This window comes from Sphingobacterium cavernae, assembly GCF_008520265.1.
GTDB lineage: Bacteria > Bacteroidota > Bacteroidia > Sphingobacteriales > Sphingobacteriaceae > Sphingobacterium > Sphingobacterium cavernae.
On record NZ_VIQM01000042.1, the window covers coordinates 1 to 12,045 of the forward strand.

Annotated in this window: 13 protein-coding genes and 2 pseudogenes; 2 read left to right on the forward strand and 13 right to left on the reverse strand. The window is 36.4% G+C overall.

Going from position 1 to position 12,045, the window contains the following annotated elements; translation table 11 throughout:
* The coding region (locus tag FLS47_RS08780) for an RHS repeat domain-containing protein (RefSeq protein ID WP_149914005.1) at positions 1-939 on the forward strand (939 nt) is incomplete at its 5' end.
* The gene (locus tag FLS47_RS08785) at positions 920-1,255 is read left to right on the forward strand and encodes a hypothetical protein (RefSeq protein ID WP_149914006.1); all 336 of its coding nucleotides are present in this window, start codon (positions 920-922) and stop codon (positions 1,253-1,255) included. The genes FLS47_RS08780 and FLS47_RS08785, both read left to right, overlap by 20 nt.
* 94 nt (positions 1,256-1,349) lie before the next feature.
* Here the strand turns inward: FLS47_RS08785 and FLS47_RS08790 are convergent, their stop codons facing one another.
* The 13 genes and pseudogenes from FLS47_RS08790 to FLS47_RS08850 form a co-directional block, all read right to left on the reverse strand.
* Positions 1,350-2,264: an IS3 family transposase gene (locus FLS47_RS08790; RefSeq protein WP_149914007.1), complete on the reverse strand. Its 915-nt coding sequence runs from the start codon at positions 2,262-2,264 to the stop codon at positions 1,350-1,352.
* A pseudogene (locus FLS47_RS18995) lies at positions 2,207-2,422 on the reverse strand (transposase); the annotation flags it as partial. The pseudogene FLS47_RS18995 and the gene FLS47_RS08790, both read right to left, overlap by 58 nt.
* Before the next feature lie 216 nt (positions 2,423-2,638).
* Positions 2,639-3,604: a hypothetical protein gene (locus FLS47_RS08800; protein WP_149914008.1), complete on the reverse strand. Its 966-nt coding sequence runs from the start codon at positions 3,602-3,604 to the stop codon at positions 2,639-2,641.
* Positions 3,604-5,691, reverse strand: coding sequence for an AAA family ATPase (locus FLS47_RS08805; protein ID WP_149914009.1), 2,088 nt, complete (start codon positions 5,689-5,691; stop codon positions 3,604-3,606). Before FLS47_RS08805 ends, FLS47_RS08800 begins: the two co-directional genes overlap by 1 nt.
* Positions 5,692-5,782: 91 nt before the next feature.
* Complete coding sequence (locus FLS47_RS08810; protein WP_149914010.1) at positions 5,783-6,058, reverse strand: molybdenum ABC transporter permease; 276 nt, start codon at positions 6,056-6,058, stop codon at positions 5,783-5,785.
* A gap of 126 nt (positions 6,059-6,184) precedes the next feature.
* Positions 6,185-6,634, reverse strand: a pseudogene (locus FLS47_RS08815) (DUF3872 domain-containing protein).
* 12 nt (positions 6,635-6,646) lie between these two features.
* On the reverse strand, positions 6,647-7,207 hold the full coding sequence (locus FLS47_RS08820; RefSeq protein ID WP_149914011.1) for a conjugal transfer protein TraO: 561 nt from the start codon (positions 7,205-7,207) through the stop codon (positions 6,647-6,649).
* 21 nt (positions 7,208-7,228) lie between these two features.
* Entirely contained in the window at positions 7,229-8,122 is an 894-nt protein-coding gene (traN, locus tag FLS47_RS08825; protein WP_149914012.1) for a conjugative transposon protein TraN, read from the reverse strand.
* Between the two features lie 24 nt (positions 8,123-8,146).
* The gene (gene traM / locus FLS47_RS08830) at positions 8,147-9,490 is read right to left on the reverse strand and encodes a conjugative transposon protein TraM (RefSeq protein WP_149914013.1); all 1,344 of its coding nucleotides are present in this window, start codon (positions 9,488-9,490) and stop codon (positions 8,147-8,149) included.
* On the reverse strand, positions 9,477-9,761 hold the full coding sequence (locus FLS47_RS08835; RefSeq protein WP_149914014.1) for a nitrogen regulatory IIA protein: 285 nt from the start codon (positions 9,759-9,761) through the stop codon (positions 9,477-9,479). The genes traM and FLS47_RS08835 overlap by 14 nt, the downstream gene beginning before the upstream one ends.
* Before the next feature lie 9 nt (positions 9,762-9,770).
* Positions 9,771-10,394, reverse strand: a complete 624-nt coding sequence (gene traK / locus FLS47_RS08840; protein WP_149914015.1) for a conjugative transposon protein TraK — start codon at positions 10,392-10,394, stop codon at positions 9,771-9,773.
* Positions 10,395-10,414: 20 nt separating this feature from the next.
* A complete protein-coding gene (gene traJ / locus FLS47_RS08845) occupies positions 10,415-11,410 on the reverse strand; it encodes a conjugative transposon protein TraJ (protein ID WP_149914016.1) in 996 nt (331 codons plus the stop codon).
* A gap of 2 nt (positions 11,411-11,412) precedes the next feature.
* Complete coding sequence (locus FLS47_RS08850) at positions 11,413-12,045, reverse strand: DUF4141 domain-containing protein (RefSeq protein ID WP_149914017.1); 633 nt, start codon at positions 12,043-12,045, stop codon at positions 11,413-11,415.

Consider the following 12,045-nt stretch of genomic DNA (forward strand, 5'->3'; position numbering starts at 1 on the left):
ACGAGCGAGGGTTATCTACAACGCAACGCGTCAAACAATACTTACACCTATCACTATAACTTAACGGATCATCTAGGTAATGTACGAGCTGTGTTGTTCAAGAATCCTACAACCACTGTAATAGAAACAGTACAACAAACGGATTACTATCCATTTGGAAAACAGAGAACCCTAAAAGCAGGAATAAATAAGTATCTTTACAATGGTAAGGAAGTACAATCGGAGCTAGGCGATCAGCAGGATTACGGGGCAAGGTTCTATGACAGCGAGATCGGACGGTGGAACGTGGTGGATCCGTTGGCGGAGAAGGATAGAGCGTGGTCTCCATATAACTATACTCGTAATAATCCGATAAGATTTATCGATCCGGATGGGATGTTTTGGCAAGACCCTCCTCCTGGTTTCTTTGAGAAAATCAAAAATAATATATCTAATTACGTTAATAACCTTCCAAAAATTAATATTGAACTGAATACATCAGTTGGTATTCAAGCAGGTGTAAAGGTTGGAGATATACTTGAAGCGGATGTATCCCCGTTAAGTGTAAAGACTTCAGAGCAAAAGTTAGAAATAAAGAATGGTAAAGCTAGTCTGACGGAAAAACTAGGTACAGTAGAGATGGTTGATAGAGCTCCATCAAAATCTTCTGGTGGGATTGAAGTTGAGAATAAACTAGGAATATCTCTAGCTGGGTTTGGCGGTGAAATTAGCCAAAGCCAAAAAATTGAAAATGGAGGAGGTGTGCCTGTTTCTTCAGATTACAAGACTAAAGTCGGTACTTCTTATGTAAATAGAGGAGGAGTAGTTTCTATTTCTAGAGAAACTGATTCAAAGGGAAATGTTAGTGTTAAAAGAAATACAGGATTTGAATTTGGGGCTAAATTTTTATTAGGTATTGAGGTGAAAGTGAATATTGAGAATGAAAAGAAAACTAAATAGAAATATCTTTATATATATAGGTTGTTTTGCTGCTTTGGCTTTTGTGTTTTCAAAAGTTACAAATTACTTAATTTATAGTGATACACCATCATTTATTTTACAGGCATACGAAGAACTTAAAAAAGATGATGGAGTTATTCAGGCGATCGGTAAAGTAGAGGACTATGAATATAGTTATAATGTAAATGATATTAATAATGATACTATACCCTTTAGTATAACCGTTTTGGGGAATCGAGAAAAAATATATTATGAATGCAAGGCCATAAAATCTCCGGAAGATAGTATTTTCAATATATTATATAATAAGCTTTGACTTGTGATCCTTTGAAGATACGATTCTAGTATTAATTATAGCCCAATCCGATAAAGATTGGGCTGGAATTGCAACTTAAAATAGGAGACTTTTTTTATGCTGCCATTTTTTCTTTTTCCAATAGCATTTCTTCGATCTGTCTGGGTGTCTTATAACCCAGAGCAGAATGGGTTCTTTTAGTGTTATAAAATCCTTCAATGTATCCAAAGATCTCCAATTTAGCTGACTGCTGATCCATGAATTTTCTATGATAGACCATTTCAGCCTTTAATGTCTTGAAAAAGCTCTCAGCAACCGAATTGTCCCAGCAATTCGCTTTTCTGCTCATGCTTTGAAGTATCCTGTTTTCTACAATTACCTCCCTGAATTCATCGCAGGCATATTGGATCCCTCTATCTGAATGGAAGATAAGTCCTTCTTTGACACCCCGGTTTTTAATAGCCATCCTTATGGCTTCTACAGAAGTGTTTTTAGCGGTCATATCAGTACTCAAAGACCATCCGATGACTTTTCTGTCCGCCAGATCAATGACTGTTGTTAGATAAAGCCACCCTTTGTCAGTTTGGATATAGGTAATGTCGCCAACCCATTTCTGTGACAGGGCATCCGCTGAAAAATCTCTTTGGAGGAGATTTTCAGCTATCCCATAGCTATGGCTCGAATCGGTGGTCACCCTATATTTTTTCTTGACCTTACTTCGTATCCCATGTTTCTTCATCAACCTTGCAACATAGCTTCTTGATACCATTTCACCTTTTTTATGTAGCTCTGCGGTTATCCTTGGACTACCATAGATATACTTACTGTGTACCTGCTGTATTTTATCCAGAAGTGCTTTGCTTCGCTGTTCACTGGGGGACTCCGGAGAAACCAGCCAACGATAAAAACAACTGCTGCTAACGTTCAATACTTCGCACATCTTCTCTACGGAATATATCTCTCGGTTCGCCTTTATGAACCGGTATATGGACCGTCTCCCCTGGAGAAGATGGCTATGGCCTTTTTTAATATATCACGCTCTAATTCTGTTTCTCTTAATTTTTTTTTACGCAAAATTCTCAACTCCTGTTCCTCTGGGCTAATTTTGGGATTGTCAGGTAAAACTTTATTACCATTATAACGTGGGTTTCTACGCCACTTACTGAGCAAACTGGGGTCTATGTCTAATTCCTTAGCTACACATCGGCTACAGACCCCTTAACAACGCTCAATTCGACCGCCATGATCTTAAACGAATCATCAAATTTTCTATGCATTTCTACAAATTTAAAATTACTATCTAAATCTGTCTCGCTTTAAAGGTAGCATCTCCACCATACTGTGTAAATAAAAGTCGGATATCCTTTTGGGCTATCCGATTTTTATCTAAAGAGATTCTATTTTTTATTTGATTAATCCTAATTGTTTTGCTATGTCCATTGTTAGCTTGCTAAATGGTCTTTTATGAATATCTTTTTCTTTGGTATAATTACCTATAATTACTCTGTCAAAATCATTTTGACATAATGATAATTTGGAAAAACTTTTTTGAAGAATATTTTTAAAACTTTCATTATAAATCTGATTCTTGATAATCAATTCCGCAATAATGTCTTTTTGAGTGTCGTGAATTTCCTTTATGCTAAAAGCATCTTGAAGCGATTTATGACCAGTTACTGGTATAGATACATCATTAAATAGAATTTCAATGCTTTCAGCATCTTTTGTTACCAAATAATCGCATTCGGAAGCCTTAGTGATTTCCAAGTTGTATTCCGATTTTACTACTTTTGAAGGATTATCGGTATATAGCAAAAAATTGACTGGTGTAACACTCTTTCTTTTGTTGCAAGAAGCACAACAAGGATACAAGTTAAATAACGATATGCTTAAAAACGGAAAATCTCTTTTAGGATAATGGTGGTCAACTTCAAATCTTGCTCCAATCGTATTACCTTGTTTATGAATGGTAACTGTCAATTGAGAATTACAATAAACACAGGATTTTATGCCTATTTTTCTAAAATATTCTGGATAAAAACTTGAACGTAATCCCGTATAATCGAGAGCATTTTGTATATAATGAGTTAACTGCATTTTCGCAGGTTTGCCGTTTGCTTGAAAGAGTGAATTCGCTGGTAATTGTCCAATTTGTTGTTTGATTATTTCTATTTCAATTGGTGTTTTTGCCAAAAATGAAATATCTTGAAATTGAATAATAACGTTGTTAAGGTAAGTTTGTTCAGCTTGACTAAATATATTTGCGTTAATCGCCTGAAGTTCTTGTAGTGCAGAACTTCTTTGTTTATTAATTTCTGATTTGAAAAAGTCCTGAACACTTTTTACTTTATTTATATGTAATGAAATCACTATTTTTTGCTTAATAATTTAGTTAATTTGTCAATTTGTGATTGAATAAAATCGGTTTCATCATTTGGAAATGCTTGACTATACAATTCCATTAAACTATTGTACAGGACAGGTTCACCAACTATTGATATAATAGCGGAACATTGAGTTTGTTCTATTTCTGTGTACCTAGAATTTTCATTTTCTAAAAATTTTATATCTCTATTTATTGAAGCAATCTTACTTTTGTCAGTCTCAGTTTTCAATAAACTGTTAAGTAATTCGATCCTTTTATTATTAATCTTTAATGTAAGGCTTTCAATAACAGATTTTATTCTACTTTTCGCCCATTCTCCCATAAATCCTTTTTGCATAAAAAAATCATTTGCTAAAAGGTCGTGAACATTTGCACCAAAGGTTTCATTTCCTTCTTCGTAAGGTTTCCCTTTATGTAGTTTTAACACAAAAGCGTTTGGAATGTCTGATAAAATATATGGTGAATGTGTTAGAAAGGTTATGTTTAACCCTCTAATGTGTTTTAAATTTTCAGGATTAATTTTCCCAATATAATCTAATAGATCAGCAATATATGTCCTTTGCCATTCCGGATGATAATAAAGTTCTATTTCATCTAATATGATGTTGATATAATTGTAGTGAATTATTTTTTCAGATTCTTCTGCTTTTTCTTCCTTCAGTTGTTCAACCGAATTGAGATTAATAAGATGATATACAATAGAACTAACACTATGTATTTTTTGTTTTTCTCCAGAACTTAAAGAACCAAATGAAGAACCATCTTTTGGTACTATGTTAATATAGAAATAAGAAGGAGGCGACATCATAAAGGTATTCACCATAAATGATTCTTTTTTCTGTATTTCCTGTATTTTTTGTGATAACCCATCAATTTCTATTCTGAATGATTTTTTAAAATCTAGATTAGGTAACAAAGTCTGGTAATATTTTAAATAAAGAATAGCTCCTTTTACCTTGAATACTGCGTGGCTGTCACTTTCTTTGATCCTTTTGATATATGCATTTATGTATTTTATACCTCTTACTTTTGTACCTTCTCTGTATCTTTTAAATGTTTTATAGTCAGAAAAAGCCATTTTAATAAGTTTTTTATGAATGTACGAAAGTGTAACGTTCACAAATAAATCATCATTAAGTTGTTCTTCTGTCACTTGAAATTCAAAATATTGCTGAAATGCTTCAATTAATTTTTCTCTTACTGTTGAATCTATGGGCTCTTCTAAGGTTGCATTAGGATTAGGATTGTATGACAGTTCCAAAGCAGATGCAATTTTATCGTTTGCAATATTGCGTAAACTTTTTTCTTCTTGTCCCGCAGCTACAGGTTCAAGAAGATTGGCTAATAATCGTCTCGTCAGCAAATACTTTTCTTTGTTGATATCAATATCACCATTAGTCCGCATAGGATTTAATACAATTGGTGTTTGATAGCCATCGTTTTTGTGAAATAAAGGATTAATCCAATCTCCAATTTCTAGAGAGTTCAATGCGTAATGAGAGTAATTAACAACTATCGTATAAAAGAACTGTTGTAAGTCATCAATACCTTTAATCTCTTGTTTTGAAACATCAGCTACAAACTTATTGTTGTTTTGTTTATAGCTTTGTTTGTAAACATTACCTTCTTTAAAAACAATATTTATTAGTGTATTCAAATCCACAGAATACAAAAGTTCAAAGTCTAAAAATTTAAAAGGTTTCCGTTTTTTATGATTCTCATCTTCTAATAAATTTAGAATACTTCCTATATTGTAATTTGCCCAGTATAATAATTCTATTAGAGTGCTTTTTCCTGAACCATTTCCACCTACAACAGCATTAATGTTAATTGGAATATTATTTATTGAGGTTTTTAGTTCGTATAAATTGACATCCGTTTTAGGTAAGTAATCTATTTCAGAAAAATCATTTTCCCGAAATAGATATTCATTTCGAAATTGGTAAATTTGATTGCTTTTTAAATTCTTCAAAGCATCTAAAGTCAATGAAGAATTTTTATGAGTGTTTTTAGTTGGTAACATTTCACCAACTTTAATAGCTATAATTTTGAAGTTTTCGTTGTTACTCATTCGGTGTCTTAATAGTAATTATTACAGTTGTCTAAATTATCTTATTTTTACCTCTACAGAGAGATTTTAAAAAGTTTAATTTATCATTTCTCTAAAAAGTCTTGGGGTTGCTAATTTCTAAATTCTGTGACTTATCGTTTTTTTCACGAGAATAAACCCATAATGATAATAGTCCAAAGATAATCAAAGCGTAAGCTATCCATTTACCAACCCGTTCAATAAACTTAATACCAACCAACTTTTCATAGGAGGAAAAGCCCTCTGCTCCCATAGAGCTTCTTCTGTAGAACTTTCTCCGGTTAATCCAGTAACGAAGTCCCAAGCCTAAAACCAAAAATAGTATCCCAATAACTAATGATGAAACCATAATAAAAACACTTTACTTCTACTGTTTGAATTTACGAAAAATACCGTTTCACTACATTACAAAAAATCAAAATGCAGACGGGGTAAAATAAGAAGTCCCACCACATTGGACAGGACTTCTATTTCTTTAATCACTACTATTAAATTGGAAATTCATCTGTTTTTCGTTCCCGAAGCTGTCCGAAATCCAAACATCAAAGGATTGTGATACCGCAGACGTTGAAGTATAATACAATCGGAATTGCTCCGTTGGTAATTGGTACAAATCGTTCGGTTGATATGGAGGTTCATCGTAATACTGCAACGTTCCTGTACCATCAAACTAGAAGTATCGAAGAAAATACTGTCTATTGGTGTAATTACCTGCGTTTTTTATAGTAATTCGTATTTCTACTTTTTGCCCTTTGGTAACATCTTTGGGTACTGGCATTACATTAACCTCAAAAGGAAAATTATTCTTTATTTCCAATTCATCGTCTATACTACAAGATACCAAAGAAGCAGAAGCTGTGAGGATCATCAGAAATACATATAATGGTAGTAAACCTGTTCTGAATTTATTGTATATTGCTATCATTATTTCTACGTTTTAAAAATTAAACCTTAATCCTACACCTGCCGATGGTCGGAATTGTTGCAGATCTGTACCCCATAATATCTTTGTACGTCCTTGCAGAATCAATACAAAACGGTCTGACAGATACGTTTCAAAAGTTAATCGACCGCCACCACCATAGATAAAATTATCCTCGCTCAGTATCTCCGCTCCGTCATATAGGGTTGCTTCGCTACGATTGATGGCTTCGTAACCTACTACCCCTGTTATACCTAAATTCAGCGTGATATTTTTTCGAGCATCGCCCAACAAAAAGAAACTTATACCGCCTTCGGCGGTATAAGTTTCCTGTGGTATATACAGCTCTTTGTAATTGTGGTATTGGTGGGTGTATTCCAATGCCCAAAGCTGATAATTACCATTTTTGCCGTTTATGGTCATTGCAGCACTGATGTAATAATCATTACCAATCTTATCGTTGGATAATGCACCTGTACTTAGTTCCAGTCCTTTTTGCTTCGGCAACATCCTTTGTGCCTGTGTAACTGTGATCCCTATTACAAGGAGTATCACTGTATAGATATACTTTTTCATTCTGATTACTTTAAAAAGTTATTAAAATTTTAGGTGCATATCGTTAATCAAACGAGCTTGGATTAAGTCGGAATTTTCGACCTGCAATATTTGATGTCTGCCACCGTTTTTCTCGTAGATTTCAATCAGTAAAACCTTGTCATCGGCAATGGTAAATTGGTCTAACAGAAACACGTTTTGTTCGGTCGCTTTTCCGTTGATTTCATCTAATGGCTTGTACGTTCTTAAAGGCGTTAAAGCATGTTCCTGTACCACGGTTCGCTTGGCGACTTTTTTATCCACCACTTTGAAATTGATAAAATCAATCCCAAAAGGTACATTGGTACTGTTGCGTAATTCGGTATGGAAATAGTATTTTCCGTTGTGGATGTAAATGCCTTTCAGAATAAACTGAATGCCGAAACTTTTGGCACCAATATGTTTTACGATGCGTTTGTCCTTTTTGTAAATGGTTTCCAATAATAAACCTGCTAGCGATGGAGAATTATTCCCTAGTTCCTCAAAAAGCACCTCGTTTCCACTGGCTTTATCCACCGCTTTTTGCATCGTTTGTAAATTGTAGCTCAATGCTTCGGGATAGGAACTGTAATACACGTTGAAGCTATAAAAAAGTCCGTCGTTCGTGATAACAGAAAAATTAGTTTCCGGCTCAAAGTCCCTTACCGATGCTTTTACACGTAAAACGTTTTCCGCATCTTCGGCTTTCCCCGCAATCAGGAACTCACTACCTAAGTCCACGTAACGAATGGCGGTTGGGAAAATCAAATGAGAAGTTTTATCGTAAGTAACTTCCATTTTATAGGGTTCAATCTTGCCCAATGCAAGTGGTGTTTTGATGCTGTCTTGTGCATAAGATTGTGCGGCAAAGCCGAGTATCAAGGCAATAGCCCAAAAGGTTTTTAAATGATTTTTCATTGTTTTATTTATTTGAGTTCAACATTATTTTTTAGATACCAGGAAAACTTGATGTCCTACTTTCAGTGTAACCTTGGGCGTTCTTACCTTTTTGGCGAAATAACCTGAAATACCTTGCACCGCACTTTTACTGAGGTCAGAAGTAATCTGCTGTCCAGGAGTAGAACTCATACTGAAGCTCGATCCTGTGGCATTGCCCATATTGGCTACAATGTCCGTAACCGCATTTCTTTCAGGCGAGTATGGAACAAACAAACCTTGCTGTCCGTCCAAATCATAAATGGTAATATCTACTGGAATGATATTGCCCTCCAGTTCTACCGAGCTTATTTTTAACTGTAACCTGCCGTTCTGAAATTTGGCATTTGCTGTTACAATCGTTCCTTTTGGAATGATACGTTGAGGTGTTTTAGCAGGCTCTAGCAGTCGTAAGCGAACACCTGTTTCGCCAACTACCGTTTGGGTTTCGCGTACACAGGCTTTGATACTATTTTTAGGCTGTATTGTCTGTTCATTAGAGCCTTCGGTATAAAAACCACGGTTCTTTGCTTGGCTCCAATCGGCCGTAAACGCACTATCCGACGGTTCACGATACAAGGCTGATACAATGTTCCTTCTTGTTGCCGTGAACGATACAAATTGCTCCTTTTGGTTGGTTGGGTTGGCTGTTGTAGCTACGGAAGCATTACCATTGGCTAGGACATTAGTTCCAGAACTTATATTTTGCGGAAGATATTTCGCTGCCATTTGGTAAGATTTTTCCATTAAGGAGAGCTGGTCGTCCACTGTGGTAGGTTTCGGAACATCTCTGTCTGCTAATTGTTCTTTCAGTTCGTCCAGTTGTCTGCGAAGCTCCATGGTTTCGGAACTGTCCTGATAAAATGAACCCAAAGCATTTTGTGAATTTCGATAGCTGTCTAAATTAGAGTTGCCAAAGCGACCAGAATTACTGTTACCGCTAAAACCGTTGTTCGCATTTTCTTCCGTAATATTGGCTTCATTGTTGGCAGAAGAACTATCTTCATTCCAATAATCGGATAGTGTTGTCAGCGCATTGCGTTTTTCCTGATCTTTTTGTTCCAACATATCCAGTTCGTAAGCTTTACCTTTATCATCGGGCATTCCAGCTTCGGTAGCTTGGGGAACAGCATCGTTCAACCCAATGTTTCCTGTCGACTTTTTATCTTCAGATGGTTTGAAGATGAGGTACATACAACCTGCAAAAACAATCGTCATTAAACCGAATATTAAAGGCTTTTTAAGCTTTTCTTTATTAGTCTGTGTGTCGTTTTGCAACACATGAGCAGTTTCTTTCGGATTCCCCTCAGTTACCCGAACAACCGATTTTTTGTTTTCATTTTCGTTCATAGATCTTATTTTTTAGAATTGTTGATAGACTGTCCTGCAAGTTCGCAGGCATTTTACTTTTAAGGACAGGGTTTTCGATATGCTTGATGTGCATATCGTTTCCGGACTTTCCTGTATAGTACATGACTTTGCCGACAACAGCTACCGTAAGTAGAAAGTAGCCAATAAAGAAGTACAGTGTATATTGGTGTTGTTTGCGTAGAGGCAATGCTCGCCAACGATCGTCCAGCTTATCGAAGTACCGGTCTATATTTGCTCTTAATTTTTTCATAACTAGATTTTAGCGTTCTATAACTTCGATATCTTTGTTTTCTACCACGGCAAATTTTTCAATATTGAAGCCCTGTGGATTGTTGTCTGACCGAACAGAATTGACAAGAAAACAAGATGTAATCAGGTTACGTCGGGTTACATTGCTCGATCGGATGATAAACTGTTTTGCGTAGGTTCGTACTGCATACGGATGGCTATCAAAATTGCAGATTACACTATCCACCTCAATGCGCTGCTGCACATTACCCGATATAATACGGTTATAATATCCTTTTTCCGAAAGGTCTTTGTAGTAATAAAAAGCACTTTTGTCGGCTAGGTGAAACGCCCGTTTCATATTGCTTTCAATAGCATTTTTGTCGGGAGCAAGTGTAAAGAACAGTTCGTGAAAACGTCTGACGTGTTCCCGTGCCTCAACCGGTCGGTTGATACTGGCATCTTGTGATAAAGCCAGCATTAATGATTTGCCGTCATCTAGTACATATATTTTTTGCCGTTGTTCTCCTGCAAAGCGGTAAGACTGCCACACGGCATATCCCACCACGCTGCTGCAGAGAATCGCAAATGCAATGGCATATAATCTTATCTGCCTAAAGCTGTTTTCGATATTTCTTAGCGTTTTAAATTCCATTATTTAAATTGATTTATTGTTTATTTTCCCATTAATTTTCCTCCGATATTTCCAACGGTTAAACCTGCCCCAGCTCCGGCAATGTTTCCTGCTTTCATGGCTGTAGAGTTTACGTTTCGGGTAAAGTTTCCTGCACCACCTGCTTGAATAATCCAGCCTGTTACGGTTGGTATTGTGAAGTAGCCTACAGTACCGATAATCATAAAGATGATGTAAACCGTATTTGAGGTATCTGGGATATAATTTGGGTCGACAAGCATTTCAATGTCTCTTTCGAGTATCAGTGTTTGTATTCGTGCCAACATCGAACTGAATAAATCCGAAACGGGAAGCCAGAGATAAACACTGACGTATCGTGTGAGCCATTGTGTGAGTGTGGATTGAAAACCGTCCCAGACGGAAATAGCAAAAGCTATCGGTCCGAGTATGGACAAGACAATCAGAAAAAACGTCCGTATGGTATCAATGACCAAAGCCGCTGCTTGAAACAATATTTCTAATAGATTTCGAAACCAATCTTTTATCGCCTTTTCAATCTTATAAGCTTGTCTGTCCATATACATTCCTGCCATTGTTCCGATGTCAGATGGCGACCAGCCTAACTCTTCCAATTTTTTATCAAACTCCTCAACGGATACCATATAGGCTGTTTCAGGATTTCTGACCATTGCTTCGTATTCCAACTTATCTTTTTGTTCTTGTAATTTATTCAGGTCAAGCACTTGGTCTTCGAGGATGTTATGTGTTCCGGTAACCACAGGGCTTAGTACGCCATTAATGGTTCCTAACACAATGGTCGGGAAGAACATAATACAAAGCCCTAAAGCGAAGGGACGTAAGAGCGGAAACACATCAATAGGTTCGGCACGGCTTAACGCCTGCCAAACCTTTAATGCTACATAGAACAAAGCTCCCAATCCTGCCAGACCTTTTGCTACTGCAGCCATATCGCCTGCAAGCGGCATCATATCATCGTACAGTGAGCGCAAAACTTCATGAAGATTATTCCATTCCATTGTTACCAGTATTTTTGGTTAGAAGTTCTGGAGAGATCAATCACTCTTTTGGCATCGTTTTTCTTTTTTGCTCTCAGGTAGCTTACCGAAATATTCTTGTTGGTGTAATAGCGAACCAGACTGTGGTAGTCTTTTACTTCTTTATACACACGGTCGATGATGTCCATACGCTCTTTGTCATTCAGCGAGAGGCTTGATGAGGTTACGATTTGCTTTAATTCCTTCAGCAGCTCGGTACTTTCATTCAGTAAGGCAGAATAGCCATTGCCGATAGCGACCAATTCTTGTGGAGTGAAATTGGGGTCATTCATCATTTTACTGAAATTCTGCACATACATTTCGGAAACATCGCCCACTAACAAAACAGTCTGCTGTACTTTACGAGCATCTTTTACCAAATTGTTGATGGCTTTCAACTTGTCGTAATACTCTTTCCCTTGCTTATAGACTTTTTCAACCTCTTTAAAATTCTTGACCACATTGCTCACAGTCGAAGAAGTTTGGACGATTTCATTAGCAGAATTGAGAATACCCGATGCAAGATTTGCTGGATCGGTAACTACAAATTGTGCTTTTGCAGACGGTGCTACGACAAGCATAAGTGCCGTACACACCATAAAAAGGATCTTTTTCAT